Below are 26,721 nucleotides of genomic sequence, written 5' to 3' on the forward strand. Positions count from 1 at the left end.
GAACCGGTTGTCGTGCGGTATACGCTGAGGTCCGGTACGGGGATCTGGATGGGGGATGGCGGGTGGTTTCCGCCGACGGCCGGAGGAGGATGACCAGACCGTGAGCGGCAGCGCGACAGGCTCTGGGGCCCCCGCATCCGACAAGTCGGGATCCCCTCCGAAGACTCCTCCTCCGCGGTGAGCGCGGACATCCCCGGACCGGCGGTGACCCGGCTTGCGACCTATCTGCATGTGTTGCGGTCCTTCAGCGAGCAGGGTGTGCTGGTGGCCTCGAGCCTGCAACTCGCCACCGCCGCCGGCGTCAACTCGGCGATCCTCCGCAAAGACCTGTCCCATGTGGGCGCCAACGGCGTCCGCGGGGTCGGCTACGACGTGGGGCGCCTCACGGCGCGGATCTCGCTCGCCCTCCACACCGACAGCGCGCACGCGGTAGCGCTCGCCGGGGCGGGACGTCTGGGACGTGCACTGCTCGAGCACGCCGGGTCCGGCCGGGGCTTCCGCGTCGCCGCGATGTTCGACGCGGACCCCGACCTCATCGGCAGCAGTATCGAGCCCGGTGGCCCGGTGATCGCTCCGCTGTCGGCCATCGGAGATGTCTGTGCAGATCAGGGCGTCGGCACCATCGAGATCGGGGTGATCGCCACCGACGACGCGACCGCCCAGTCCGCCTGTGACGCGTTCACCGGGGCCGGCGTCCGTCAGCTCCTCAACGTCACTCAGATGACACTGAGGACAGACTCCGATGTCGTCGTCCGGCAGGTTGATCTAGCCTTGGAGCTACAGGTATTGGCGTTCAACGCGACGCGACCGCGTGCCGGATCGGCCTCGACCGGCCGGACCGCGGGTGTGCGTGCGTCGAACAGGGAACCCGCGATGGGTGCGGACCGCATGGATCGAATGGGGTCGCCCACGGGTGAGGAAACGGTGACGGCGTGAGTGTTTTGTTGTTCGGGGTCTCGCACCGCAGTGCACCCGTAGAGGTGCTCGAGCGATTGGCGGTCTCCGACCACGATCGGCCCAAGCTCGTCGACGAACTGCTGTCGTCGCGGGCGATCTCCGAGGCGATGCTCGTCTCCACGTGCAACCGCGTGGAGATCTATGCGGTCGTCGATGCGTTCCACCCCGCACTCGAGGCGGTCGGCGCTGTCCTCGGTGACCACTCGGGGATGACCGTCACCGAGATGACCCGCCACGCCTACGTCCGCTACTCGGAGGCGGCCGTCGAACACCTCTTCACCGTCGCGGCCGGACTCGACTCGCTCGTCGTCGGCGAGCAACAGATCCTCGGACAGATCCGCAACGCCTACCTCGACGCCGATGCCAATCAGTCCACCGGCCGGGTCATGCACGAGCTCGCGCAGCAGGCGCTGCGCGTGGGCAAACGTGTCCACACCGAAACGGGGATCGATCGCGCGGGCGCCTCTGTGGTGTCGGTGGCCCTTCATCGCGCCCAGGCCGTCCTGTCGAGCTCCGAGCGCGCCGATACCACCGCCGGCCTGCGTTCGGCCGTCGTCGTCGGTGCGGGGGCGATGGGCGGCCTCGCGACCGCGCAGCTGGCCCGAGAGGGCGTGCGCGATCTCGTGGTGGTCAACCGCACCGTGGCCAACGCCGAACATCTCGCCGGCAACATCGCCGCCAATCACGGCATCACGGTCCGCGGTGCGGGCCTCGACGAACTGCCGGCCGCGATGGCCGTTGCCGATGTGGTGGTGACCTGCACCGGATCGGTCGGCACAGTGGTGAGCGTCGGAGAGGTGCACTCGGCACTCGCCGCGCGGACCGACGCCCGCCCGCTCGTCATCTGCGACCTCGGACTGCCCCGCAACGTCGACCCGGCGGCCGGGCGGCTCCCCGGGGTCCACGTGGTCGACATCGAGGGCCTGCGCGGTGACTCCGAGACCCAGGCTGCCGAGAACGACGCCAGCGCTGCTCGCTCGATCGTGGCCGCCGAGCTGGCCGACTACCTCACCCATCAACGTCAGGCCGAGGTGACCCCGACGGTCGCCGCGCTGCGCCAGCGCGCCGCCGACGTCGTGGAGGCGGAGATCCTGCGCCTCGAGACCCGCCTCCCGGGTCTCGACGACCCGCAGCGTGACGAGGTCGCGAAAACCGTGCGACGCGTCGTGGACAAGTTGCTGCACGCCCCGACGGTCCGGGTGAAGCAACTGGCCTCGACGCCGAACGGCGACCACTACGCCGAGGCGCTGCGTGAACTTTTCGAGCTCAGGCCGGGTGCCGCCGAATCGGTTTCGGCTCCGGAGATGGGCGACGCCGGCCGGACCGAGCAGAAGTGACCGCCGAACAGACCCGCAGCGCAGACGATCGGCCCGCTCCCTCGGAGGGAGTGATCCGTATCGGTACACGCGGTTCGTTGCTGGCCACCACCCAGGCGCAGACGGTCGCCGACGCCCTGATCGCCGCCGGGCATCCGACCGAACTCGTGATCATCCGCACCGCCGGAGACGCGTCGCAGGCCCCGGTCGCCGAGATCGGCGTCGGGGTGTTCACCACGGCGATCCGCGTGGCGCTGCACAACGACGAGATCGACGTCGCGATCCACTCGTACAAAGATCTGCCGACAGCACCCGAAGCCGGACTCACCATCGCTGCCGTGCCACCCCGCGAGGATCCCAGAGATGCACTGGTCAGCAGGGATGGAATGGTCCTCGGGGAGCTGCCGCCGGGGTCCACTGTCGGCACCTCGGCACCGCGACGGGCGGCACAGCTTAGAGCATTGGGTCTCGGTTTGGAAATCCGCCCCCTACGAGGCAACCTTGACTCTCGGTTGGGCAAAGTCGCCAGCGGTGAACTCGACGCAGTCGTGGTCGCCAGGGCCGGTCTGGTACGCATCGGCAGGGTCGATGCAGTCACCGAGTCGTTGGACCCGGTGGTGTTGCTACCGGCACCGGCACAGGGGGCCTTGGCCGTGGAGTGCCGCTCCGACGATGCCGAACTGGTGAGAATACTCGCCGAGTTGGACGACGCGTCCACACGTACGGCGATCGACGCCGAGCGATCGGTGCTCGCGGCTCTCGAAGCCGGGTGCACCGCCCCGGTCGGAGCGATTGCCGAGGTGGTCGAGTCGATCGACGACGACGGGCGCATCTTCGCCGAACTGTCGCTTCGCGCGGCAGTGGCGGCCGAGGACGGATCGGACGTGATCCGGGCCTCGGTGGTGGGGCCGATCGATCGTGCGGAACAACTCGGCAAGGATCTCGCCGCCGAACTGCTGGAGCTGGGAGCGGGCGTGCTCGTCAGCCGCGGTTCGCAAGCCTAGCGGCGCCCTCGGCGCCCATGGTGAGCGGGTCGCGACAAACGAGCCCCTCACCCCCGCGACTCCGGTAGCAGAGAGAACTGCAGCTCCGACAGGGGCAGGAGAGTGCGAACTCATGAGCCGTACGAAAAAGGTCAATCCGGGACGGATCCTGTTCGTCGGGTCGGGACCAGGTGACCCCGACCTGCTGACCGTGCGCGCCCGAAACGTCATCGAGAAGGCCACCACGGCCTACATCGACCCCGACGTCCCCGCCGGTGTCGTCGACATGATCGGTGCCGCCACGCGCGTCGAGACCGAGTCGTCGGCGCGGTCGGGCAAGAACACGGGCAAGGACACCGCGAAGGACGCCACGCCGAAGGATGCGGGCAAGGACGACGCGGGCAAATCCGCTCCGGCCGACGCCGAGTCCGCGAAGGCCGCCGACGTCGTCGAGGGTGACTCCGACGAGACATCGGTGGTGCATCCGGCCCTCGGCGATCCAGCCGAGGTCGCCAAGACGCTGGTGGCCGCTGCCAGGGCGGGCGACGACGTGGTGCGCGTGGTCTCGGGTGATCCTCTGACCACCGACTCGGTCCTCGCCGAGGTGAACGCCGTCTCGCGGTCGTCGGTGCAGTTCGAGGTTCTGCCCGGACTCCCCGCCGCATCGGTGGTACCGAGCTACGCGGGCATGCCGCTCGGATCGAGTCACACCGAGGCCGACGTCCGGTCCGAGGGTGTCGACTGGGCCGCGCTGGCCGCCGCGCCCGGGCCGCTGGTGCTGCACGCCACCGCCGGACATCTCGCCGAGACCGCCAGCGCGCTGACCGAACACGGCATGGCCGCGCAGACCCCAGTCGCGATCACCGTCAACGGCACCACCTGCGCCCAGCGGACCATCGAGTCGACCCTGGCCTCGCTCAACGAGCAGGGCAATGCGCTGGTCGGGCCGCTGATCCTGACCATCGGCAAGGTCGTCGGACACCGCGGAAAGCTCTCCTGGTGGGAATCGCGGGCGCTGTACGGCTGGACCGTGCTGGTGCCGCGTACCAAGGACCAGGCCGGCGACATGAGCGAGCGGCTGCAATCGCACGGTGCCATCCCCAAGGAGGTGCCGACGATCGCGGTCGAGCCGCCGCGGAGCCCGGCCCAGATGGAACGGGCCGTCAAGGGTCTGGTCGACGGCCGCTACCAGTGGGTGGTCTTCACCTCGACCAACGCGGTGCGTGCCGTGTGGGAGAAGTTCGCCGAGTTCGGTCTCGACGCCCGGGCCTTCTCGGGTGTCAAGATCGCCTGCGTCGGCGAGGCCACCGCGGAGAAGGTGCGCACCTTCGGCATCCAGCCCGAGCTCATCCCTTCCGGGGAGCAGAGTTCGCTGGGACTGCTCGACGACTTCCCGCCGTACGACGACGTCTTCGACCCGGTCAACCGCATCCTGTTGCCCCGTGCCGACATCGCCACCGAGACCCTCTCCGAGGGGCTGCGTGAGCGCGGGTGGGAGATCGACGACGTCACCGCCTACCGCACCGTCCGGGCGGCACCGCCGCCCGCCGAGACGCGCGAGATGATCAAGACCGGTGGCTTCGACGCCGTGTGCTTCACCTCCAGCTCCACGGTGCGCAACCTCGTCGGTATCGCAGGAAAGCCGCACGCGCGCACCATTGTCGCGTGCATCGGCCCCAAGACTGCGGAGACCGCAACGGAATTCGGATTGCGCGTGGACGTGCAGCCGGAGAGCGCCGCGGTGACCGATCTGGTGGACGCGCTGGCCGAGCACGCCGCCCGGCTGCGCGCCGAGGGTGCACTGCCGCCTCCGCGGAAGAAGTCGCGGCGGTCGCGCTCGTAGCCCCACCCGTTCCCTGGGGAGCGAAGTCTCCACCTGCTCCCTCGGGAGCGAAGTCTCCACCTGCTCCCTGAGGAGCGAAGCGTCTCGAAGGGCACGTCAGCGAAGGAGAGTGCGTCCATGGCTCCGGTGATCCGTCCACGCCGACTGCGATCCACCCGCGCGATGCGGCGTCTCGTGGCCGAGACGGTCGTGGCGCCCCAGGATCTCGTGCTCCCGATGTTCGTCGCCGACGGCATCGACGAGCCGCGGGAGATCTCGTCGATGCCGGGCGTCGTCCAGCACACGCCGGATTCGCTGCGCCGGGCAGCCGAGCAGGCGGTTCGTGCCGGTGTCGGCGGCCTGATGCTGTTCGGGGTCCCGGCCCCTGCGGACAAGGATGCCGTCGGCTCGGGTGCCGACCACCCCGACGGCGTGCTCAACCGGGCACTGCGGGCGTTGTCGGCCGACCTCGGCGACGACACCGTGCTCATGGCCGACACCTGCCTCGACGAGTTCACCGATCACGGACACTGCGGTGTGCTCGACGATCAGGGGCGGGTCGACAACGACGCCACCCTCGACCGGTATGTGTCCATGGCGTCGGCACAGGCCCACGCGGGAGCGCATCTGCTCGGCCCGAGCGGCATGATGGACGGTCAGGTCGCCGCAATCCGCGCAGGCCTCGACGCCGAGGGGCTCACGGACACGGGCATCTTGGCCTACGCAGCCAAGTACGCATCGGCGTTCTACGGGCCGTTCCGTGAGGCCGTCGGGTCGTCGCTGGAGGGCGATCGCCGGACCTACCAGCAGGACGCGTCGAACCGGATCGAGGCGTTGCGAGAGATCCGCCTCGACCTCGACGAGGGGGCCGACCTGGTGATGGTCAAGCCCGCGATGAGCTACCTCGACATCGTCCGGGATGCCGCCGAGATCGCCGACGTACCGGTGGCCGCCTATCAGATCAGCGGCGAGTACGCGATGATCACGGCCGCCGCCGAACGCGGCTGGATCGATCGCGACGGGGCGATTCTCGAATCACTCACATCCATCAAGCGGGCCGGCGCCTCGATCATCCTCACCTATTGGGCAACCGAGGTGGCCAACCGTCTGAGGTAGGCGCAGGTGCGCCCGGCTCGGCCCGTGCGGTCGGATTCCACCATTCATTACGCTGGAGCCATGACCGCACCGACCCAGCCGGCGCCGCTCGATCGGGGTACCCGTCCCGATCGCCCGGACGCCATGTCCATCGCCACCGAGTTGTGGGCGGTGGTGATCATCGGTCAGATCGTCGCCTTCGTGGGCCAGTACCCGGCGCTGCGTGATGCGTGGAACCGGCAGGTACGGACCTTGCCCGCGGATACGCCGCGTGAGCAGGTCGACCTGCTCACATCGAGCGGAACCCTCATCGCCGTGCTCGCGGTCTTCGGACTGGCACTCACCGCCGTCTCCGCGACCCTGGTGTTGTTCACCCGTAACGGTTACAACTGGGCGCGTCTGATCGTGGCCGCGATGGGCGTGTTCATCACGGTCAATCTGGTCTTCAGCGTGTTCGGCGATGTCGAGCCACGATGGGTGATGGTCCCGATGATCATCAGCGGCGTCGCGGCCGTGGGTGCGTCCGTGCTGCTGCTCCGTCGCGAATCCGAGCAGTACTGCCGGGACATGGCCGATCATCGCAAGCGGCCGCCGCAGATTCCCGAGTACCCGCAGTTTGCTCAGCACCCGCAATATCCCCAGCACCCCCAGTATCCCCAGCACCCGCAGTATCCCCAGTACTCCCATCACCCCCAGTACCCGCCGGGGCCTCCCACGGATGGGTCAACGCGGGCGCCGGGTGCCGCTGACGATCGCAGCGCGGCCCCGCAGTCGTGGCCGTATGGTGGCGGGCAGCAATCTCCTCCGGATGGCCAGCCCACGCGTCCGCAGTCGAACGAAGGAAACGAATCCCGTGGTGAGTCCTGATCCCGCCCAGCGACCGAAACTCGTCGTCTGGGCTTACCGATGCTGGACCATCTCGGGCGGCCTTCTCGCGGCGCTCGGGGTCCTGTTCATCGTGCTGGGCATCGTCTCGTCGGGTCCCACACTGCTGCCCATCGGCGTCGGCGTCATCGTGGTGATCATCGGTGTCTGCTACATCCTCATCGGCAGCAAGGCCTTCGTCGGTGACGCGCGATGGCGGTCGTCGCTCTCGGCCCTCACGCTGGTGGTGGTCATCATGCTGCTGATCGTCAGTTTCGGTCTCCCCATCCTCGCGTTCGCGCTGGTGGCGGCCCTGGTCGGGCTGTTCGGTTCCTTGCTGGCATACCGGCCGGAAGCCGAGAGCTGGTACGCCGCCGCCACCCCGCCGACGCCAGGCCTGAAGTGAGCCGCCCCGACGTGACCGAACCGGACGAGCGCCCCGACGACGAGGCGAACGACATGCCCGAGGACGCAGAGGCCGCCGCTGACGAGCCCCGTCCCGACGACACCGAAACCTCCGACGGCACCGAAACCGACGACGACACCGAAACCGACGACGGCCCACTCCCGGAGCCGATCGACGAAGGGGAGCTCCTCTTCTCCGAGCCGGGTGGCAGCTGGTGGGTGGTGGCGATCGGGCCGGTCCTGATCGGCGCCGTGCTCGCGTTGGAGATCGCCGGACCCGGGCAGGTCCACTGGCCGGTGATGATGATCTTCGCGGTGATCCTCGTCGGGTTCTCGGTCGTCCAGGTCCATGCGGCCCGTACCCACGTCAGCGTCCGGCTCACCGAGGCGACCCTGCAGCAGGGCACCCGAACGCTCCCGCTGACCGATATCGCCAAGATCTACCCCGAGAACAACGGTCCCGAGCACCAGACCTGGGAGAGTGCTCGTGCGCTGGGTGAACTGCCCGCCGTGCCCCGCCGCCGCAAAGGTGTGGGTGTGAAGCTCGTCGACGGCGGGATCGCTCAGGCGTGGGCGCGCGACGTCGGACGGTTTCGCGACGAACTGACCGTCGCGCACCAGGCCGCGCAGATGGGGCTGCCGCCGCGCGGCAGACGCGACGACAGCTGAGTTCAGTCGTCTGCCAGCATGGCTGCGGTGAGCAGTTCCTCCGGCACTCCGAACGCGTCGACAAGGCTGCGCGCGTGCGGCCGTAGTTCCATGCACAACTCGTTGACTCCGCGACGGATCGCCTTCGCGCGTTCCACGGACACATGGCGGTGCATCAGGAACCACGAGAGGTCGTTCTCGAGTGCCGAGTAGACGAACAGGTCGCAGACCTTGCCCAGGACCTCTGCCGCCGATCGTGAGTCGCAGTCGTTGATGGCCTGGATGAACGCCTCGAGCACGACGCGTTCGGTCCGGGCGCGCCCGACCTTGAGCAGGTGATCCTGGGCGTTGTTGAAGACCTCGAAGGCGTCGTTGCCGTCGTCGAGGGCGACGCGCAGACGCTGGGCACACGTTCGGGTCAGGTGATCCTCCCGGTTGCGCAACAGACGGATCTGAGTGCCGCGGTTGGTCAGGTTCGACTTCTCGGTGTCCTCGTCGGAGCCCTCGATCAGGGTTTGCACGACCTGTCGCGCGGCGGTCTTCTCGACCACCACGTCGCGTGCCATCCCGACGACGAACCGGACCCACCCGGCCGTCGACAGGCCTTGCACGTCATCGGCGTACGCCGACAGCAGCTCCTTGCCGACGAGCTGGGTCAGAACCGTGTTGTCACCCTCGAAGGTGGTGAAGACGTCGATGTCGCCACGCATTATCGAGAGTTGGTTCTCGTCGAGATAGCCCGCACCGCCACACGCCTCGCGGCACACATTGATGGTGTGCGAGGCATGCCAGGTGGCATACGCCTTGAGCCCCGCGGCGTCACTCTCCAGCTGGCGCTGACGACCGGCATCGGAGTCGTCGGCGGCACCGGACTGCACCTCGTGGAGCTCGGAGGTGAGCTCGTTCTGCGCGCACGCGACCGCAAACGACTTGGCGATGAGGGGCAGCAGTTTGCGCTGATGCGCCAGGTAATCCATCACGACGATCTCGTCGGTGCCCTCAGGCGCCTCGAACTGCTTGCGGACCAACCCATAACGGGTCGCCAGTGCAAGCGCCTTGCGGCCCGCGGCGCCCGCGGTGGCGGCGACGCTGACGCGACCGCGGATCAACGTGCCGAGCATGGTGAAGAAGCGCCGGTTCGGGTTCTCGATCGGCGATGTGTAGGTGCCGTCGGCCTCCACATCGGCGTAGCGGTTGAGCAGGTTCTCCGCCGGGACGCGGACCTGATCGAAGGTGATCCGGCCGTTGTCCACGCCGGCGAGCCCGCCCTTGTATCCGCAGTCGCTGGTGGTGACGCCCGGCAGATCGTTGCCGTTCTCGTCGCGGATCGGCACCACAAAGCAGTGCACGCCGCGGCTCGACGGCTCCTCACCTGGGCCGCCGGTGACGAGCTGAGCGAACACGGCGGCCACCTGTGCGTGCTCAGCGGCACCCCCGATGTAGTCCTTGCGCGCCGACGGCGTCGGCGAGTGGATGACGAATTCCTGGGTGTCGGCGTCGTAGGTCGCGGTGGTCTCCAACGCCTGCACGTTGGATCCGTGCCCGGTCTCGGTCATCGCGAAACAGCCGAGAAGATCCAGGTTGATGATGTCGGTGACGTAGCGGTCATGGTGACGCGCGGTGCCCAGGTTCTCGACGGCCCCGCCGAACAGCCCCCACTGAACGCCTGCCTTGACCATCAGCGACAGATCGGCGTACCCGAGCATCTCGATGGCCGTGATGGACGCGCCGACGTCGCCCGATCCGCCGTGGTCGGATGCGAAACCGGCTGCGGCGAAACCGTTCTGCGCCAGTTCGCGCATCTCGTCGAGGATGCGGGCGCGGGCCTCGTCGAGGGTTCGAGACGGATCGGGGAGCAGGTCGGACCGATTGGCGCTCTCGCGCACCAGATCGCGGGTGGCCCGCCAGCGCCCGTCGAGGACGTACCGGAGGTTGTCGACGAGCAACGCCCGCTCGTCGTCGGTCAGATCGTCGGTGGGCGGTGCGACGGCGTCGGGATCGTCGGTGACCCGCGCCTGCGCGGTGGTGGAATGCTCCGGACTCTCGATGGGAGTTGCCATGCCCCCACGTTACGTACTGGAGCGGCGCGAGTTGAGGCGTTTGTGGCGGCTGCGACGGGCAGTGGGCAGTGTGTTCCGGGACGCACACCGGGTTCCCTGCCGCACGATCGGCTTCCGGCTGCGGTCTCACGACGTGCCCGTGGTGAAAGGTGTGGCCAGAAGCAGAAAAGTCGTGCCCGTCGGTGATACTGAACCCATGCCGACCGCAATCGATGCGTTGACCCCCGACCCGGCGGACTTCCGCGTCCATGTGGTCGCCGAGTCGATCCGGTTGTTCTCCGACCAGGGCTACGAATCGACGACGGTGGAGCAGATCGCGGCGGCCGCCGGCATCTCGAGGCGCACGTTCTTCCGACAGTTCGGTGCCAAGGAAGACGTCATCTTTGCCGACCACGAAGCACTGCTGGCCCAGGTCGCCGTCCATCTCGACGCATCCGAGGGAGATCCGTGGATCGTGGTGTGCTCGGCCGCCGAATTGGTGTTCGCGCACTTCCGGGACACGCATGAGCTTGCCGTCCGCCGGTTTCAGGTGGTGCAGGAGGTTCCTGCCCTCCGCGACCGTGAGTTGGTGACCACGTACCGCTATCAACGCCTGTTCGAGGATTTCCTGCGCACGCGACTTCCCGGCGAATCACCGGTCCGGGTGGTCGCCTATGCCGCGGCGGTCACCGGAGCGCACAACTATCTCCTACGGTCGATGGTCCGTGGCGACCACGACGCCACGATGGAGCGACTGCGGGTCGAACTCGCACGCGTGCGCGCCGGTTTCGCCCCGGCCGGGACTGTCGTCGAGCACACCTGGGACGAGGTCCGCGACGTGGTGTCGGTCGTGACCTACCCGCACGGGACGTCGCCGGATGAGATCGCCCGGCAGGTCGGCGAACAACTGCGTGCGCAGCAGCGGCATCACGGACAATGAAGCAAACCCTCCGAACAGGGTTGGCACTGAGTGCCGCAGTACGTTAGCCTGGACGTATCGGATGGCACGCAGTGTCATATTGCACGGTCTCGTAAGGAGTGATCATGGGATTCGGTAACCCGGAATTCAACGTCTTCGCATTGCCCGAGGAGCATGTGGCGCTCCGCGAGGCGATTCGCGCGCTGTCCGAGAAGGAGATCGAGCCACACGCCGCGGACGTCGACGAGAACTCGCGCTTCCCGCAGGAGGCACTCGATGCCCTGGTGGCGTCGGGGTTCAACGCCATCCACGTGCCCGAGGAGTACGACGGCCAGGGTGCCGACTCGGTCGCCGCCTGCATCGTCATCGAGGAGGTCGCCCGGGTGTGCGCGTCGTCGTCGCTGATCCCGGCCGTCAACAAGCTCGGCACCATGGGCCTGATCCTCAACGGCTCCGACGAACTCAAGAAGCAGGTGCTGCCGTCGATCGCGTCCGGCGAGGCGATGGCGTCCTATGCACTCTCCGAGCGGGAGGCCGGCTCCGACGCCGGGTCGATGAAGACCCGTGCCCGCAAGGACGGCAGCAACTGGGTGCTCAACGGCTCCAAGTGCTGGATCACCAACGGCGGCAAGTCGACCTGGTACACGGTGATGGCGGTGACCGATCCGGAGAAGGGCGCCAACGGGATCTCTTCGTTCATGGTGCACAAGGATGATCCGGGCTTCACCGTCGGACCGTTGGAGAAGAAGCTCGGTATCAAGGGTTCGCCGACCGCCGAGCTCTACTTCGAGGACTGCACCATCCCCGAGGACCGCATCGTCGGCGACGAGGGCACCGGCTTCAAGACCGCGCTGCAGACCCTCGACCACACCCGACCGACGATCGGTGCGCAGGCCGTGGGCATCGCCCAGGGCGCGCTCGACAAGGCCATCGAATACGTCAAGGACCGCAAGCAGTTCGGGCAGTCGATCAGCAAGTTCCAGGGCGTCGAGTTCATGATCGCCGACATGGCGATGAAGGTGGAGGCCGCGCGATTGATGGTCTACACCTCGGCGGCCCGCGCGGAGCGTGGCGAGAAGAACCTCGGGTTCATCTCCGCGGCGTCGAAGTGCTTCGCCTCCGATGTGGCCATGGAGGTGACCACCGACGCCGTGCAGCTGTTCGGCGGCGCCGGCTACACCCGTGACTTCCCCGTCGAGCGCATGATGCGCGACGCGAAGATCACCCAGATCTATGAGGGCACCAACCAGATCCAGCGCGTCGTCATGAGCCGCGCCCTGCTGCGCTGACTCTTACGTCCCCGTCCGACAAACCTCACCTGTCGTCACCGACCGCCGTCGCGCGGAAGGTCCCCGGCGACAGGTGAGGTTTTTCGTGTGTCACGCGGCATCCGAGGCCGACAGCATCGTCGTGAGACGCGCGATCAGACGCGCACGCTGGTCGACCTCGCTCCAGCCCCAGTGGATCACGCGGTTGCCGAGTTCGACGAGCCCGTCCGTGCGACCCTTCTCGTGGAGAAGCCGGTCGTTGCCCTCGCTGCCCGAGTATTTCGACTTCCCGTCGCTCTCTCCGACGACCCGATGGAGGCGCCAGTAGAAGTCCACTCGCGCCACCCAGTTGCCCCACGCGTCGTAGAGGTCCACCTGCAGTTCCGGCGCGGGCAGCCCGGCGTCGAGGATCTCGATCCGACTCCGCGATTCCAGAACCGATTCGGCAGCGCCGTCGAGTTCACCGATGACCCGCCGGGCGCGGGCGGCGCCGGCCATCCCCGTGATGAGATCGAGTTCGTTCGCCAATTCGGCTGTGCTGCACAAGCCGGCATGGAGCGCAGCATCTCCGACCGCGATCGCCGGAATACGTGGTGCGTGCCGGGCGATGTCGACGACGACGCGAGCCGGCGAGAGCACCTCGGCGCCGCCGCCGACGACCGTCGAGGCGGGCCGCCGACCCGACACCACGCGCATGACACCGGTCGACCTCGACCGTGATCTGGTGCCGAACTCGGCAACCACGACACGGCTGGTGTCGAGTCCCCACGCCGGGAGTCCGAGCACCGAGGCGGCCGACGTGCCGGCCAGCGCACGGCCGGGGGTCGCGCTTCGACGTGCCCACGCGAGCGACAGCTCACGGTGCTGCTGCTCCGGTGTGCCGTCGAGCAGCTCTGCCGGGATGACCACCCCGGCGGCGAGCACGTTCAGCACGCCCGACCGGACCGCTGCCCGTATCTCGTGGTCGGCAAAACCGGCCGAGAGGAGTTCAGCGCGGTTTGCCGCGCCCTGCAGAGATGCGAAAGCCTCCATGGGAATCAGACGCACCGGACCGGCAACCGGTTTCATCTGCGGGTTGCTTGCCGCAGACACCCTTCTTGTCGCGAGAGACCTTTCGCGTGGCAGAGGTTGTTCGCGAGAGATGCGGTCTCTGGTTGTCAGGCGTAAGCCGGACGGAACTCGAGACGAGCGTGCTGCTTGGTGGCCGCGGCGCGGAAGTCGTTCATGGCGCGCGGCATGTGGAAGCCGTTGGTGACGATCAACGCACCCGAGGCGCCCATCGCCTTGAGCATGCCGACCGTGTTGCTGGCGTTCTGAACAGTGCTGGTGGACGCGCCCTCGTTGACCATCTGCCACACCGGCACACCGCGTTTGATCAGGCCCACATTCATGAACTGTGCCTCCGACACCGGAAGCCACCAGGTGTTCCCGCCGGAGACGATCATGCGGTTGAACGGATGTGAGCGGCCGAGGCTCGCGGCGACGTTCATCCGTTGCTGAAGCACACCCGGCGTCTGACCGAACGTTCCCATCTTGGCGCCGAGCACCACGATGTATCGCGTCGGAGGGCTCTGCCAGAGGAACAGGCTGTTGGGCGACAACAGGTCGGAACTGCCGGGACCCGGCGCGGCTTGCGCGGGTGCGGCGACCGTGAGGCCCAGAGCGGCGATGAGTGAGACGAGAACGGCGGTGACCCTGACACGCATGTGCACGAGTGTACAAAATTCACCGGATCCTGCAGGGAATGCAGGTGAACGGCACGGCACCCACCCGTCAGGTGAGCGCGATGTACTTCACCGTCAGGTACTCCTCGATGCCCTCACTGCCGCCTTCGCGGCCGATGCCCGATTGCTTGACACCGCCGAACGGCGCGGCCGGATCGGAGACCACACCGCGGTTGACACCCACGATGCCGGAATCGAGAGCCTCCGCGACGCGCATCGTGCGGTCGAGGTCGCGCGTGTAGAAATACGCGGCCAGACCGTATTCGGTGGAGTTGGCTGCCTTCACGGCGTCGGACTCGGATTCGAAGGTGCTGATCACCGCGACCGGACCGAAGATCTCGCCGCGGGTCACCGGTGCATACGGATCGACCTGATCGAGGACGGTGGCCGGATAGAAGAATCCCTTGCCCTCGGGTACCTTGCCGCCCAAGCGGACTCGGGCGCCGTCGGCGATGGCGCCGTCGACCGCCTCGGCGACCTTGTCGCGTTGTTTGGCGCTGACCAGCGGCCCGAGCGTGACCCCGGACTCGTAACCCGGGCCGAGGCGGGCCGCCGACATCTTCTCGGTCAGCTTGGCGGTGAACTCCTCGGCGACGCCCGACTGCACGAGGAACCGGTTGGCCGCGGTGCACGCCTCGCCGCCGTTGCGCATCTTGGCGGCGAACGCGCCCTCCACGGCGGCGTCGACGTCGGCGTCGTCGAACACCAGGAACGGGGCGTTGCCACCGAGTTCCATCGACGTCCGCTGAACTCGTTCGGCCGCCTGCCCCAACAGGTTCCGACCGACAGGGGTGGACCCGGTGAAGCTGATCTTGCGGATGCGGTCGTCGGTGATGATGGCCGTCGACAGGTCACCGGAGCTGCTCGTCGGCAGCACCGACAACACGCCGCCGGGCAGTCCGGCCTCGGCGAACACCTCGGCGAGGGCCAGCATCGTCAACGGTGTCTCGTGCGCGGGTTTGACCAGCATCACGTTCCCGGCGGCCAGCGCGGGCCCGATCTTGCGCGTCCCCATCGCGAGCGGGAAGTTCCAGGGAGTGATCGCCAGGCACGGCCCCACCGGCGCATGCGAGACCAGGATGCGTCCGGTGCCCGCCGGAGACTTGGTGAACCGGCCGTCGATGCGCACCGCCTCCTCGGCGAACCAGCGCAGGAACTCCGTGCCGTACTTCGTCTCGGCGACGCTGTCGGGGAGCGCCCGGCCGAGTTCCAGTGTCATCAGCATCGCGAGATCGTCGGCGCGATCGGTGAGGATCTCGAATGCCCGGCGGAGGATCTCACCACGCTCGCGCGGCGGCGTGGCCGCCCAGTCGTCTGCCGCCGCCACCGCCTTGTCGAGCGCCAGGCGTGCATCCTCGACGGTCGCATCGGCGACCGACACGAGCTCCTCCTCGGTGGCGGCGTCGTACACCGCGAACGTCCCACCGCCCGTCGACGGTACCGACGCTCCGTCGATCCAGAGTCCGGTCGGGACGCCGTCGAGCACGGCCTGTGGGTCGACAACCTCGTTGTTGCTCATTCGATCTCACATCCTTGTCAGTTGCGCGCGAGCAGGTGGGCACGGGACTCAGCCATCGTGGTGACAACTGTGCGATCCCGGTGAGGGTTCGACGTCGAGCGCCGGATTCCGGTCGAAGAAGCCGAAAGGCTTGAGCCAGAACGACACCGTATCGGCAGGCATCACCGGCCAGTCCTCCGGGCGGGTGATGTGATGGATGCCGAACGTGTACCACAGCACGACGTCGGTGTCGAGGATGGGGCGATCGGCCTTTGTCCACTCGCCGAGGCCGGTGTCGTGGTCCGATTGATTCACGAATTCACCCGCCGGCCAACGTTCGTCGGGATTGTTCGGGGTCACCCACAGGGTGTGTCCGATCACAGTTGCCCGACGGAAGATGGGCGACGCGGGATCGAACATCGACGGCAGGGCGCCGGTCGGCACCAGTTTGTAGGCGGGGTGATGTCCGAGAGCTGTGGTGACGTTGGTGTTGGCCACCTTCCACGTACGTTGCGTGGCGAAGTTCATGTTCTGCATGCCCTCCGACTCGGTCCGCAACGCGATGTTCTGCTGGATCAGCGACAGCCCGAGTGGGTTTCCGGGGCCCATCGGTTCTGCAACGGTCTCCGACGAGAACACGGTGTTGTCGGTACCGTCGATGTCGAGGTCGAGCCGGGCGACCAGGAAATGCTGGTGGAACGGCGCGTAGGTGCGATCGTCGACGGTGGTGCCGTGTGGGTTCGACGTCACGCCTGGTGGCATCGGGGTGGTGACCATGATGCCGGTGGCCCGCACCTCGCACTCGATGTTGCCGTCCTGATAGAAGCGCCAATAGATCAGGTACTCGTAATTGGCCACCGTGACATGGGAACTCACTGTGAGACGTCGCATCCGGCGGACCTCGGCGCCGGCGTCGTGGTCGACGTGTTTCCAGAGGACCGCGTTGTCCTCTTCGTGGATGCAGATCGCGTTGGTGATGGTGAAGGGTTCGCCGGCGCTGTCGTGCAGTACCGCATCGAGGTAGCGGATCTCGCCGAGGCAGTCGCAGCCCAGTTCCAGGGACGTGGTCATGAAGCCGAGGCCCCACTCGCCGATGTCGAAGGCGGTACGGCGATAGTGGTCCTCACAGTGGTCGCGGTAGGGGACCATCATCTCGGCGAACGAGAGACGATGCGCGACACTGCGTTCCCGTCCGGCGTCGTGGTAGCTCACGGTGTGCAGCGTCATGCCCTCGCGGTAGTTGAAGCCGACCCGCAGCGACCAGTTCTGCCAGGTGAGCAGGTTTCCCTCGAGTGTGAACGACGGCCCGTCGGGCTGGGTGATCTCGAGCGGCTTCAACGGCGGACGACGGGACTCGTCACGGATGCGCTGTGGGATGTGCCGGGGCACATACTCGCCCATCACCTCGGGACGCTCGAACCAGCCGGCGGGTGCATTCGCCCCGCTCGCTGCGCTCCCGGCGGCGGGTTCATTCGCCCCGCTCGCTGCGCTCCCGGCGGCGGCATCCTCGATGCGCAACAACTCCATAGTGTTCACATCGATCACACAGTGCAGGCCCGCAACCGGGTTGGCATACGGGTTCGCGCCGTCGGCATTGCGCACCCAGGTGTCCGACCAGCCGAGTCGGCGCCCCTCGAACTCCTCGGGGATCACCACGCCGCCGTAGGTCCACGTGTCCATGAACACCTTGTCGAGGTCGGTGATACCGCGTCGCGCGAGTGCCGCCTGGACATCCGGATGGGCACGCAGGACACGATCGCATTCCTCGAACTCGTCGACCGTGAAGTTCGCCTGGACACCCGGGAGATGCTCGAAGGAGTCCACCGTGCCCGACGATTCGGGATCCCCGCCGAGGGTCACGAACGACTTGTAGGTGGCGTTCTCGCCGGAGTCCAGGCAGATGACGACGGCCCGGCGCGACGGGACGACGCCGTCCGCGGCGTAGGTCGCGAGTTGTGCCTTCGACGGTTCGGCGAGCTCGATCGAGGCGATCCGCCAGCCCTCGCCGACGCCGTGCTCACGAGCGAGAAGGGCGGTCACCGCCCGGAACTCATCGGCGTCCAGTGGATCGAGAGGATGTCCGAAATCGGTGACCTGAGCTGCCGTGTCCGTCATGCGCGGTCTCCTTGCTGATCGGCGGAGAGGGCCTCGGCGATGATGTCGAGTCCCTCGCGGAGCAATTCGTCGTCGATGGCCAAAGGCGGCAGCAGCCGCAGGATGTTACCGAAGGTGCCGCAGGTGAGCACGATGACACCGCGTGAGAGGGCTTGTGCGGCTGCGTATTTGGCCAGTTCGGCATCGGGTTCGGTGGTGCCGGGCCGGACGAGTTCGATGGCGATCATGCCCCCTCGGCCGCGGATGTCGCCGATCACCTCGCGTCCGTTTTCGGCGAGCGATGCCGCGGTGGCCGACAACGACGACAGGATCAGGTCACCGATGTGGCGGGCGCGTGCCGGGAGGTCGAGGGTGATCATCTGGTCGATGGCAGCGAGCGCGCCGGCGCACGCCACCGGATTTCCGCCGTAGGTGCCGCCGAGCCCGCCCGGGTGCACGGCGTCCATCAACTCGGCGCGTCCGGTGACGGCCGACAGCGGCATCCCGCCCGCGATGCCCTTGGCCATCGTGACCAGGTCGGGGATCACCCCTTCATGGTCGCAGGCGAACCAGTCGCCGGTGCGGCAGAAGCCGCTCTGCACCTCGTCGGCGACGAACACCACCCCGTTGGCCCGACACCACCCCGCCAGGGTGGGAAGGAATCCCGGTGCGGGGACTATGAATCCGCCTTCGCCCTGGATGGGCTCGACGATCACCGCCGCCAGGCTGTCGGCGCTGATCTGTTTGTCCATCATGCTGATGGCGCGGTTCGCGGCGGCCACGCCGTCGACACCCAGCTCGTCGCGGTAGGGGTAGCTCATCGGCATGCGGTAGACCTCGGGGGCGAACGGTCCGAAGCTGTGTTTGTACGGCATCGTCTTGGCGGTCAGCGCCATCGTGAGGTTCGTGCGGCCATGATAGGCGTGGTCGAAGGCGACCACCGCGTTTCGGCCGGTGGCGAGCCGTGCGATCTTGACCGCGTTCTCCACCGCTTCGGCGCCGGAGTTGAACAGCGCAGTGCGCTTCTCGTGGTCGCCCGGCGTGAGCTCGTTGAGCTTCTCGGCCACCGCGACGTAGCCCTCGTACGGCGTGACCATGAAGCAGGTGTGGGTGAACCGATGAGCCTGTGCGGCAACGGCGTCGGCCACCGCCGGATTGCTCGCGCCCACGGTGGTCACGGCGATACCGGACCCGAGGTCGATGAGCGAGTTGCCGTCGACATCGATGATCACGCCACCATCGGCGTCGACCGCGTACACCGGGGCGGCCGAACCCACGGCGGGCGCCACCGCGGCCCGCCGGCGGACGGTCAACTCGGCCGACCGTGGTCCGGGCAGCTCGGTGACCAGGTGCCGCTTCTGCGGCAGCCGGTGGGCCATGGTGGTCATCCCGTTCACCTCACTCGATGTTGCTCATCACGTGCTTGACGCGGGTGTAGTCCTCGATACCGTAGAGCGACAGGTCTTTTCCGTGGCCGGAATGTTTGAATCCGCCGTGCGGCATCTCGGCGACCAGCGGGATGTGGCAGTTGACCCAGACGCAGCCGAAGTCGAGGGCGGCCGACATCCGCATGGCCGTCCCGTGGTCGGTGGTCCAGACGCTCGACGCCAGACCATAGGCCACATCGTTGGACATCTCGATCGCCTGCTGCTCGTCGGAGAACGGCTGAACGGTGATGACCGGGCCGAAGGTCTCCTCCTGGACCAGCTTGTCGTCTTGTCGCACGCCGGTGATGATCGTCGGCTCGACGAAGAATCCCTTGTCGCCCTTGCGTTTTCCTCCAGTCGCCACTGTTGCGTGCGGTGGGATTCCGTCCAGGATGGCGGTGACCTTGGAGAAGTGGTTGATGTTGTTGAGGGGCGGGACGGTCGCCTTCTCGGCCTCCGCGACGAGGCGGTCGACGACCTGGTCGTGGATGGACTCGTGTACCAGCACGCGGGTGACCGCTGTGCAGTCCTGCCCGGCGTTGAAGAACGCGGCCTCCGCCAGCGGCTCGATGGTCTTGTCGAGGTCGGCATCGGCGAACACCACCGCCGGTGCCTTGCCGCCGAGTTCGAGGTGCGCGGTCTTCAACTGCTGCGCGGCCGACACCGCGACCGCGATCCCGGCCCGCACGGAACCGGTGATCGACACCATCCGCGGGGTGGGGTGACCGACCACGGCAGCCCCGGTCTCGCCGTTGCCGAGGACCACGTTGAGCACTCCCGGCGGGAGGATGCCCTGACTGATCTCGGCCAGCACGAGGGTCGATTCCGGCGTCGTGTCCGAGGGCTTGAGGACCACGGTGTTGCCGGCCGCGATGGCCGGCGCGATTTTCCAGATGGCCATCATGAGCGGGTAGTTCCAGGGCGTCACCTGGCCGATCACGCCGACCGGCTCCCGTCGGACGAACGACGTGTGGCCTGCCATGTACTCGCCCGCTGACTTGCCCTCGAGCATGCGGGCCGCGCCTGCGAAGAACCGCACCTGGTCGGCGCCGACGGTCACCTCCTCGGCGGCGATCTGCTCCTTGGGCTGGCCGGTGTTGCGGGCCTGCGCGGCGACGAGCTTGTCGGACCCGGCCTCGATCGCATCGGCGAGCTTCAGCAGTGCCTTCTGGCGCTCGGCCGGGGTGGTGGTGCTCCAGGTGGCGAAGGCCGAGGTGGCGGCGGCCATCGCGGAGTCGACGTCGGCGGGCGTGGAGACCGGCGACACGGCGACCACGGACTCATCGACGGGGTTGACGATGTCGATGGTCTCGGTGGACGTGGACGCCACGAACTCGCCGTTGATGAAATTCTGCAGTACGGACATGGGTCCAGTGTTCGCCTCCACGCGACGCGACGTGGCCTGACATTCTGTACAGGCACCGGCTGAGTTCACTCCAACATGTCCATTCGTCGCTAGGGTTATCTGTGTGACGACCGTCCGATGGCTGTTGGCGCAGCGCAGGCTTCAGCTGGCGCTTCGTGGTGGCGCGGCCGGGCTGGGCCGCTCGCTCGACTGCGCGGTGTCGTCGGAGCTGGCGAACGCGGGCGAATGGTTGTCGGGTGGGGAGGTTCTGCTCACCACCGGGCTTCGCCTCGGTGACGACGCGGTCGCCCGCCGGGCGTATCTGGCAGGTCTGGACCGGGTAGGGGTCGCGGCGGTCGGCCTGGGCGTGGGATTCGGATTCGACGAGGTGCCGGCAGATATGGCCGAGGCCGCCGACCACCTCGGGTTGCCGTTGTTCGAGGTTCCGCTGCCGGTCCCGTTCTCGGCGGTGACCCGAGCAGTGCTCGATCAGATCGCGGCGCAACGGTCGGCGCGGTTGGTCACGGCCACCAAGGCGCAGCCTCGGATGACCCGGGCTGCGGCGTCGGGAGGTTCTTCGGCGCTGATCCGCGAGCTGGCGGAGGCCATCGACCAGCACGTGGTGCTCCTCGACACCGGCCTGTCGGTGGTGGCGTCGGCACCGCGCGCCGTTCCGTCGGCCGATCTCAACCGGATTCGCGACCTGGTGGTGCGCGACCCCGCGTCCGCGGGCGCGGTGTGGCTGACCGACGACGCGACGATCACGGTGGCCCGCGTGGGGTCGGGTGGTCGCACCTACGGACATCTCGGGGTGGTCGGTCCGTCCTCCCTCGACGACGTCGCGCGCATGCTCGTCGGGCACGCCACCTCGCTGCTCGCGATCGAACACGCCAAGCCGCGACAGGTCACCCGCGACATCGTGGACCTGCACGACGATGCGCTCGCCCTCGTGTGCGACGGGACCGTCGCGGGACCGGGCCTGCACCGGATACTCGGGCGTGCGGCAGATCCGGCCGGACGGGTACGCGCGGCGGTCTTCACCTTCGCCGACCCCGACGCGGCCACGCAGGGACGTCGCAGGCTCGTCGACGAACTCGACCATCGCTGGCGACCGGTGTTCGTCCACCGGGACGATGCCGAGTTGATCGCCCTGTTGCGCGGCGACGATCACGTGGAGTTCGCCGTCGGCCTGCTGGCCATGATGAACCGCAGCGGTCCCGTGGCGGGCGGGATCGGACCGGCAGCCGAACTGCGTGACGTGGGCGAATCGGTACGGCAGGCGCGGCTGGCGTGCCGTTCGGCCGCGGTCGGGCAGCTCGTCGACCTGTGCGGCAACCGATCGCTGCTGACGATGAACCCGGTCCGGCAGGCGCTCGCCGACGCGTCGGCACAACGCCTCTCACCCGTGATCGCCCACGACGATGAGCACGGCACGGATCTGCGTGCGAGTCTGCTGGCATTCCTCGAGGCGAACGGGAACTGGGGCGTCGCGGCCGCCGCGCAGGGGGTGCACCGGCACACCCTGCGGCACCGGATCGAGAGGATCGAGGACATGCTGGAGGTGGACCTGGCCGATGCGCGGACCCGGGCGGAGTTGTTGTTGATGCTGCTGGGGGCCGACGCATGAGCAAGTTCGCCGGTCTGCTGCTGGTGCTCGCACTGATGGTGGCCGGCTGCGCCGCCGACCAAACCGATGGCGCGGACACGTCGACATCGGTGCCGCCCCAGCTGCGGCAGGTCAACCTCGGCGACAGCTACAGCGCAGCGGCGGGAGTACAACCGCTGGTGGAGGATTCACCGGTGTTGTGCCTGCGGTCGGCGCGCAACTTCGCACATCTGCTCGCGTCCGCCCGCGGATACCGGCTCGACGACGTCAGTTGCAGCGGCGCCGACACCGCCGACTTCTTCACCGCCCAGTATGCCGGTGTCCCTGCGCAATTGGAGGCGCTCTCCGGTGACGACGATGTGGTGACGGTGATGGTCGGCGGCAACGACAGTGCGGTGTACACCACCGCCATCCGTGCCTGCTCCGACGTGGCGCCCACCGATCCGGGTGGTTCGCCGTGCCGGGCAGCGCATGGTGCGGAGTACCTCGACATCGTCCGCGAGCGCACCTATCCGTCACTCGTGCGTGCCTACGCGGCGGTCCGGGCCAAGGCGCCGGACGCGCAGGTGCTGGCAGTGGGATACCCATGGATCCTTCCGGCGCAGACCGGTTGCTATCCGACGATGCGCGTCGCGGCCGGCGACGTCCCGTATCTCCGTGAGCTGCAGGCGGTTCTCAACCGGTCGGTGCAGCGCGCCGCCGAACAGGCGGGCGCGACCTTCGTCGACATGTCCGAGGTGTCGGAAGGCCATGACGCCTGCGCCCCGGCCGGTACGCGGTGGATCGAGCCGCAGGCCGGTGCGACCGGCGCGGCCCCCGCCCATCCGAACGAGCTGGGGCAGCAGGCGATAGCCGAACAGGTGGCCGGGGCAATCAGCTAGTCGCAGGCGGTGGATATCGATGCGGCGTCAGCGAGGCGCCGCATCAATGATCGTCGCGACGACCCGCTGACACCGCACTCATGTCACCCCTCGCTCGTCCACAGTCACGAAACACTCCACAGATCCGGGATCGCCCCGGGCACAACCGGTTTCTGTGAGCAGTTATGCGCCACGCTCACGGCATGGATCTGACCGACCTCCACATCCCGTACGGCGTGGCATCCTGGGCGCAGCTGCGAAGCCTCGGTGTCACGCAGACCGATCTTCGCCGGGCCCGCAAAGACGGCGATCTCCGGTTGTTGCGGCGCGGCTGGTATGCGACCCGGACGGCGGATACGTCGGTGGCAGCCGCGGTGACCTCGGGCGGGGTGGTCAGTTGCGTGTCGGCGCTGAGACTCCATGGGGTCTGGACTCCGCCCGGGCCGAGCACGATGCACATCCGTGGCCGCGAAGCGGCCCATCGATCCGGCAAGCGCCGCTATTGCAAGCAGTACGCGCCGCCGGAGCGCGAGGTGGACGCCGTCGACGAGATCCGGATCGCCCTGCGGCATGCGCTCAAGTGCCTGGACGACGAGGGCATCGTCGTGGTGCGCGACTCGATCCTGCATCAGGACCTGTTGGAGAGGTGCGACATCGATGCGGAGTTCGTCGGTGCCCCTCGCCGCATCCGCCGCCTGCTCGACCGATGCGACGCGAAGGCCGAGTCCGGCACCGAGTCGATGGTGCGGCTCCGACTCCGGGCGCTGGGCATCCGGGTACGCACGCAGTATCAGATCGCCGGTGTGGGTCGTGTCGATCTGTTGGTGGGTGACCGCCTCATCATCGAGATCGACAGCGTGGAGTACCACGATCGCTCGCCGGATCAGATCGAGAAGGACCGCCGCCGGGACGAGGAGGCCACCCGCCTCGGCTATGTGACACTGCGGTTCAGCTATCAGCGGGTGGTGCACGAGTGGGAGCACGCCGAGGCGACCGTGCTCGATCTGGTTCGTCGGCGTGAGCACCTCAAGCAGCGGGTCGTGAGCCATCGTTGACATGGATGCGGCGTGAGCGGGTCTCCGCATCAACAGTCGTTTCGACGGCCCGCTCACACCGCATCCATATCGGCCTCGGCCGAATCGGTGACCGGCGTCACGGGACCTGTCACCGCAGGCTGAGAGCAGCCTGAACGATTTGGGCCAGGTCGGCGCCGTTTGGAACACTGGAGGCCGTGACCCCATCCGCTGATGCCGCCGCGAAGTCCGCAGAACTCTTTCGCCGCGCCACCGCGGCCACGCCAGGCGGTGTCAATTCGCCGGTCCGCGCCTTCTCCGCGGTGGGTGGCGACCCGCGCTTCATCGCGTCGGCCAAGGGCTGCCACCTCACCGATGTCGACGGAAACGACTACATCGACCTGGTCAGCTCATGGGGGCCGATGATCCTCGGCCACGCCCACCCCGCCGTCGTCGAGGCGGTCCAGAAGGCGGCCGCCGGTGGCCTCTCCTTCGGCGCCCCGACCGAGGGTGAGATCGAACTGGCCGAGGAGATCATCGACCGCGTCGACCCGGTCGAACGCGTGCGGCTGGTCAACTCCGGCACCGAGGCGACCATGTCGGCGATCCGGCTGGCCCGCGGATTCACCGGTCGAACCAAGATCATCAAGTTCGCCGGCTGCTATCACGGGCACGTCGATGCGCTGCTCGCCGACGCCGGCTCCGGCGTCGCGACCCTCGGACTGCCCACCTCGCCCGGCGTCACCGGCGCCTCCGCGCACGACACCCTCGTGTTGCCCTACAACGACCTCAAGGCCGTCGCGAAGGCCTTCGAGGAATTCGGTCACGAGATCGCCGCGGTGATCACCGAGGCGGCCGCGGGCAACATGGGCGCGATCGCCCCGCACGACGGATTCAACGCAGGGCTGCGGGAACTGACCCGACGGCACGGCGCCCTGCTGATCATCGACGAGGTCATGACCGGGTTCCGGGTGAGCCCGGCCGGCTGGTACGGCATCGAGGGCGTGGCAGGCGACGTCTACACCTTCGGCAAGGTGATGAGCGGCGGTCTGCCCGCGGCGGCCTTCGGCGGCCGCACCGACATCATGGAGTACCTCGCCCCGACCGGGCCCGTCTATCAGGCAGGCACGCTCTCGGGGAACCCGGTCGCGGTGGCGGCGGGCCTGGCGACCCTCCGGCACGCCGACGCGCAGGCCTACACCGCGCTCGACGCCAACGCCGACCGCCTGGCGGAGCTGTTCACCGAGGCGCTGACCGCCGAGGGCGTTGCGCACCGGGTGCAGAAGGCAGGCAACCTCCTCAGCATCTTCTTCACCGATCAGACCGAACCGATCACCGACTACGACGGCGTCAAGGCCACCGAGACCTGGCGGTTCGCGCCGTTCTTCCACGCGCTGCTCGAACGCGGTGTCTACGCACCGCCGAGTGCGTTCGAGGCCTGGTTTGTCAGCGCCGCGCTCGACGAGGATGCTTTCTCACGAATCGCCGATGCGCTGCCGGCCGCGGCGCGGGCCGCCGCACGCGCAGCGGCCAATCCGACGGGGGAGTCCCAGTGACCAACACGATCGTCCACATGATGCGGCACGGTGAGGTGCACAATCCCGACGGCATCCTCTACGGGCGCCTGCCGGGGTTCCGGCTGTCCGACAGCGGGCGCGCGCAGGCCAACAAGGTCGCCGACACTCTCGCCGACCACGACGTGACCGCCGTGTTCGCGTCGCCGCTGCAGCGCGCGCAGGAGACGGCGACACCGATCGCCGGCGCCCACGGGCTGACCATCGTCACCAACGACGAACTCATCGAGGCCGACAACGTCTTCGAGGGGCTCAAGGTCTCGGTCGGCGACGGCGCGCTCAGCAAGCCCCGGCACTGGCCCAAGATGCGCGACCCGTTCACCCCGTCGTGGGGTGAGCCATACATCCAGCTCGCGCACCGGATGCTGGCCGCGGCCAACAAGGCGCGCGACGCCGCCCGCGGTCACGAAGCCGTCTGTGTCAGCCATCAGCTGCCGGTCTACACACTGCGCCGCTTCCTGGAAGGCCAGCGTCTCTGGCACGACCCGCGTCGCCGGCAGTGCTCGCTGGCCTCGCTGACCAGCTTGATCTACGAGGGCGACGCTCTCGTCGACATCATCTACTCCGAGCCGGCCGGCGCGTCGGACCCGTTGGCAACGGGAGCGTAAGGACGAACGTGCGAAGGTTCTGTCTGCTGGTCGCGGTACTGGCCGCCCTGATCGGGGTGGTCAGTGGCTGCGGCACCGGCGACGACGCGGTGGCCCAGGGGGACACCTTCCAATTCGTCTCCCCGGGTGGGCAGACCGTGATCAACTATCCGCCCGCCGAGCGCAAGAAGGTCGCCGACCTGTCGGGGCCGGATCTCGTCACCGACGAGCCACTCTCGCTGTCCGACGAACGGTTCCGCGACAAGGTCGTCGTCATCAACGTGTGGGGTTCGTGGTGTGGGCCCTGCCGCGGTGAGGCCGACGACCTCGAGCGCGTCTACGACCAGACCAAGGATCTCGGCGTCGACTTCCTCGGCATCAACCTGCGCGACGACCGCCAGTCGGCGAAGGATTTCGTGGCCGACCGTCAGGTCGGTTACCCGTCCATCTACGACTACGGCGGCATGACGCTGTCGAGCCTCACCACACCCACCGCCGTGGTGCCGACCACCGTGGTGCTCGATCGGCAGCACCGTCCGGCCACGGTGCTGCTGAAGGCGGTCACGGCCGACGAACTCGACGCCATCGTCCGCAAGGTGGCGGCGGAGCCGGTCGCCTCCTCGAGCCGGTCGGCCCCGGTGTCGTCGTCAGCTCCATCCGCACCGGGCCGACCATGA

The 26,721-nt window shown here is 68.0% G+C and carries 23 protein-coding genes; 16 read left to right on the plus strand and 7 right to left on the minus strand.

Features of this window, described 5'->3' with window-relative positions:
• Window positions 1-135: 135 nt before the first annotated feature.
• From GTV32_RS20290 to GTV32_RS20325, 8 genes are all read left to right on the plus strand, one after another.
• Window positions 136-936 (plus strand): redox-sensing transcriptional repressor Rex, encoded by an 801-nt coding sequence (locus tag GTV32_RS20290; protein ID WP_343287461.1) that lies wholly within the window; start codon window positions 136-138, stop codon window positions 934-936.
• Window positions 933-2,294, plus strand: a complete 1,362-nt coding sequence (locus GTV32_RS20295; protein WP_161061842.1) for a glutamyl-tRNA reductase — start codon at window positions 933-935, stop codon at window positions 2,292-2,294. The genes GTV32_RS20290 and GTV32_RS20295 overlap by 4 nt, the downstream gene beginning before the upstream one ends.
• Before the next feature lie 50 nt (window positions 2,295-2,344).
• Window positions 2,345-3,277 (plus strand): hydroxymethylbilane synthase, encoded by a 933-nt coding sequence (gene hemC / locus GTV32_RS20300; protein WP_161062667.1) that lies wholly within the window; start codon window positions 2,345-2,347, stop codon window positions 3,275-3,277.
• 112 nt (window positions 3,278-3,389) lie between these two features.
• On the plus strand, window positions 3,390-5,099 hold the full coding sequence (locus GTV32_RS20305) for a bifunctional uroporphyrinogen-III C-methyltransferase/uroporphyrinogen-III synthase (RefSeq protein ID WP_161061843.1): 1,710 nt from the start codon (window positions 3,390-3,392) through the stop codon (window positions 5,097-5,099).
• Window positions 5,100-5,216: 117 nt separating this feature from the next.
• A complete protein-coding gene (gene hemB / locus GTV32_RS20310; protein ID WP_161061844.1) occupies window positions 5,217-6,194 on the plus strand; it encodes a porphobilinogen synthase in 978 nt (325 codons plus the stop codon).
• A 60-nt stretch (window positions 6,195-6,254) separates the two neighbouring features.
• A complete protein-coding gene (locus GTV32_RS20315) occupies window positions 6,255-7,040 on the plus strand; it encodes a hypothetical protein (RefSeq protein WP_161061845.1) in 786 nt (261 codons plus the stop codon).
• A complete protein-coding gene (locus tag GTV32_RS20320; protein WP_161061846.1) occupies window positions 7,027-7,443 on the plus strand; it encodes a hypothetical protein in 417 nt (138 codons plus the stop codon). Before GTV32_RS20315 ends, GTV32_RS20320 begins: the two co-directional genes overlap by 14 nt.
• A gap of 53 nt (window positions 7,444-7,496) precedes the next feature.
• Complete coding sequence (locus tag GTV32_RS20325) at window positions 7,497-8,111, plus strand: EbsA family protein (protein WP_161062668.1); 615 nt, start codon at window positions 7,497-7,499, stop codon at window positions 8,109-8,111.
• Between the two features lie 2 nt (window positions 8,112-8,113).
• On the opposite strand, the gene GTV32_RS20330 is transcribed toward GTV32_RS20325, so the two are convergent.
• Complete coding sequence (locus tag GTV32_RS20330; protein ID WP_161061847.1) at window positions 8,114-10,150, minus strand: acyl-CoA dehydrogenase; 2,037 nt, start codon at window positions 10,148-10,150, stop codon at window positions 8,114-8,116.
• 196 nt (window positions 10,151-10,346) lie between these two features.
• On the opposite strand from GTV32_RS20330, the gene GTV32_RS20335 reads away from it, so the two are divergent.
• A complete protein-coding gene (locus tag GTV32_RS20335; RefSeq protein WP_161061848.1) occupies window positions 10,347-11,069 on the plus strand; it encodes a TetR family transcriptional regulator in 723 nt (240 codons plus the stop codon).
• A 104-nt stretch (window positions 11,070-11,173) separates the two neighbouring features.
• Window positions 11,174-12,337, plus strand: coding sequence for an acyl-CoA dehydrogenase (locus GTV32_RS20340; RefSeq protein WP_161061849.1), 1,164 nt, complete (start codon window positions 11,174-11,176; stop codon window positions 12,335-12,337).
• Between the two features lie 90 nt (window positions 12,338-12,427).
• On the opposite strand, the gene GTV32_RS20345 is transcribed toward GTV32_RS20340, so the two are convergent.
• The 6 genes from GTV32_RS20345 to GTV32_RS20370 all read right to left on the minus strand — a co-directional run bounded on the left by GTV32_RS20345 (window position 12,428) and on the right by GTV32_RS20370 (window position 20,425).
• Window positions 12,428-13,384, minus strand: a complete 957-nt coding sequence (locus tag GTV32_RS20345) for a hypothetical protein (protein ID WP_237421598.1) — start codon at window positions 13,382-13,384, stop codon at window positions 12,428-12,430.
• Between the two features lie 89 nt (window positions 13,385-13,473).
• On the minus strand, window positions 13,474-14,022 hold the full coding sequence (locus tag GTV32_RS20350) for a YdcF family protein (RefSeq protein WP_161061850.1): 549 nt from the start codon (window positions 14,020-14,022) through the stop codon (window positions 13,474-13,476).
• A 67-nt stretch (window positions 14,023-14,089) separates the two neighbouring features.
• A complete protein-coding gene (locus GTV32_RS20355) occupies window positions 14,090-15,559 on the minus strand; it encodes an NAD-dependent succinate-semialdehyde dehydrogenase (RefSeq protein ID WP_161061851.1) in 1,470 nt (489 codons plus the stop codon).
• A 48-nt stretch (window positions 15,560-15,607) separates the two neighbouring features.
• Window positions 15,608-17,653, minus strand: coding sequence for a primary-amine oxidase (locus GTV32_RS20360; RefSeq protein WP_161061852.1), 2,046 nt, complete (start codon window positions 17,651-17,653; stop codon window positions 15,608-15,610).
• The gene (gabT, locus tag GTV32_RS20365) at window positions 17,650-19,020 is read right to left on the minus strand and encodes a 4-aminobutyrate--2-oxoglutarate transaminase (RefSeq protein WP_161061853.1); all 1,371 of its coding nucleotides are present in this window, start codon (window positions 19,018-19,020) and stop codon (window positions 17,650-17,652) included. The genes GTV32_RS20360 and gabT overlap by 4 nt, the downstream gene beginning before the upstream one ends.
• 10 nt (window positions 19,021-19,030) lie before the next feature.
• A complete protein-coding gene (locus tag GTV32_RS20370) occupies window positions 19,031-20,425 on the minus strand; it encodes a gamma-aminobutyraldehyde dehydrogenase (protein ID WP_161061854.1) in 1,395 nt (464 codons plus the stop codon).
• Between the two features lie 103 nt (window positions 20,426-20,528).
• Here GTV32_RS20370 and GTV32_RS20375 point away from each other — a divergent pair, with 103 nt between their 5' ends.
• The 6 genes from GTV32_RS20375 to GTV32_RS20400 all read left to right on the plus strand — a co-directional run bounded on the left by GTV32_RS20375 (window position 20,529) and on the right by GTV32_RS20400 (window position 26,721).
• Window positions 20,529-22,031, plus strand: coding sequence for a PucR family transcriptional regulator (locus GTV32_RS20375; RefSeq protein WP_161061855.1), 1,503 nt, complete (start codon window positions 20,529-20,531; stop codon window positions 22,029-22,031).
• Window positions 22,028-22,891, plus strand: coding sequence for an SGNH/GDSL hydrolase family protein (locus GTV32_RS20380; protein ID WP_161061856.1), 864 nt, complete (start codon window positions 22,028-22,030; stop codon window positions 22,889-22,891). The genes GTV32_RS20375 and GTV32_RS20380 overlap by 4 nt, the downstream gene beginning before the upstream one ends.
• A gap of 182 nt (window positions 22,892-23,073) precedes the next feature.
• Window positions 23,074-23,925: a DUF559 domain-containing protein gene (locus GTV32_RS20385; RefSeq protein ID WP_161061857.1), complete on the plus strand. Its 852-nt coding sequence runs from the start codon at window positions 23,074-23,076 to the stop codon at window positions 23,923-23,925.
• Between the two features lie 176 nt (window positions 23,926-24,101).
• Window positions 24,102-25,439, plus strand: a complete 1,338-nt coding sequence (gene hemL, locus GTV32_RS20390; RefSeq protein WP_161061858.1) for a glutamate-1-semialdehyde 2,1-aminomutase — start codon at window positions 24,102-24,104, stop codon at window positions 25,437-25,439.
• 17 nt (window positions 25,440-25,456) lie between these two features.
• Window positions 25,457-26,065 carry a histidine phosphatase family protein gene (locus tag GTV32_RS20395; protein ID WP_161062670.1) on the plus strand — a complete coding sequence of 203 codons (609 nt, stop codon included), beginning with the start codon at window positions 25,457-25,459 and terminating at the stop codon, window positions 26,063-26,065.
• 8 nt (window positions 26,066-26,073) lie between these two features.
• On the plus strand, window positions 26,074-26,721 hold the full coding sequence (locus GTV32_RS20400) for a TlpA disulfide reductase family protein (protein ID WP_161061859.1): 648 nt from the start codon (window positions 26,074-26,076) through the stop codon (window positions 26,719-26,721).

Source organism: Gordonia sp. SID5947, assembly GCF_009862785.1.
GTDB lineage: Bacteria > Actinomycetota > Actinomycetes > Mycobacteriales > Mycobacteriaceae > Gordonia.

Excerpts from the sequence above, each read along its gene's own strand:
- hemB (WP_161061844.1), top strand. The coding sequence starts at position 5,217 with ATGGCTCCGGTGATCCGTCCACGCCGACTGCGATCCACCCGCGCGATG.
- GTV32_RS20350 (WP_161061850.1), bottom strand. The coding sequence starts at position 14,022 with ATGCGTGTCAGGGTCACCGCCGTTCTCGTCTCACTCATCGCCGCTCTG.
- GTV32_RS20325 (WP_161062668.1), top strand. The coding sequence starts at position 7,497 with ATGCCCGAGGACGCAGAGGCCGCCGCTGACGAGCCCCGTCCCGACGAC.
- GTV32_RS20345 (WP_237421598.1), bottom strand. The coding sequence starts at position 13,384 with ATGAAACCGGTTGCCGGTCCGGTGCGTCTGATTCCCATGGAGGCTTTC.
- GTV32_RS20395 (WP_161062670.1), top strand. The coding sequence starts at position 25,457 with ATGATGCGGCACGGTGAGGTGCACAATCCCGACGGCATCCTCTACGGG.
- GTV32_RS20355 (WP_161061851.1), bottom strand. The coding sequence starts at position 15,559 with ATGAGCAACAACGAGGTTGTCGACCCACAGGCCGTGCTCGACGGCGTC.
- GTV32_RS20380 (WP_161061856.1), top strand. The coding sequence starts at position 22,028 with ATGAGCAAGTTCGCCGGTCTGCTGCTGGTGCTCGCACTGATGGTGGCC.
- GTV32_RS20360 (WP_161061852.1), bottom strand. The coding sequence starts at position 17,653 with ATGACGGACACGGCAGCTCAGGTCACCGATTTCGGACATCCTCTCGAT.
- GTV32_RS20385 (WP_161061857.1), top strand. The coding sequence starts at position 23,074 with ATGGATCTGACCGACCTCCACATCCCGTACGGCGTGGCATCCTGGGCG.
- GTV32_RS20330 (WP_161061847.1), bottom strand. The coding sequence starts at position 10,150 with ATGGCAACTCCCATCGAGAGTCCGGAGCATTCCACCACCGCGCAGGCG.
- GTV32_RS20305 (WP_161061843.1), top strand. The coding sequence starts at position 3,390 with ATGAGCCGTACGAAAAAGGTCAATCCGGGACGGATCCTGTTCGTCGGG.
- gabT (WP_161061853.1), bottom strand. The coding sequence starts at position 19,020 with ATGACCACCATGGCCCACCGGCTGCCGCAGAAGCGGCACCTGGTCACC.
- GTV32_RS20340 (WP_161061849.1), top strand. The coding sequence starts at position 11,174 with ATGGGATTCGGTAACCCGGAATTCAACGTCTTCGCATTGCCCGAGGAG.
- GTV32_RS20335 (WP_161061848.1), top strand. The coding sequence starts at position 10,347 with ATGCCGACCGCAATCGATGCGTTGACCCCCGACCCGGCGGACTTCCGC.
- GTV32_RS20315 (WP_161061845.1), top strand. The coding sequence starts at position 6,255 with ATGACCGCACCGACCCAGCCGGCGCCGCTCGATCGGGGTACCCGTCCC.
- GTV32_RS20370 (WP_161061854.1), bottom strand. The coding sequence starts at position 20,425 with ATGTCCGTACTGCAGAATTTCATCAACGGCGAGTTCGTGGCGTCCACG.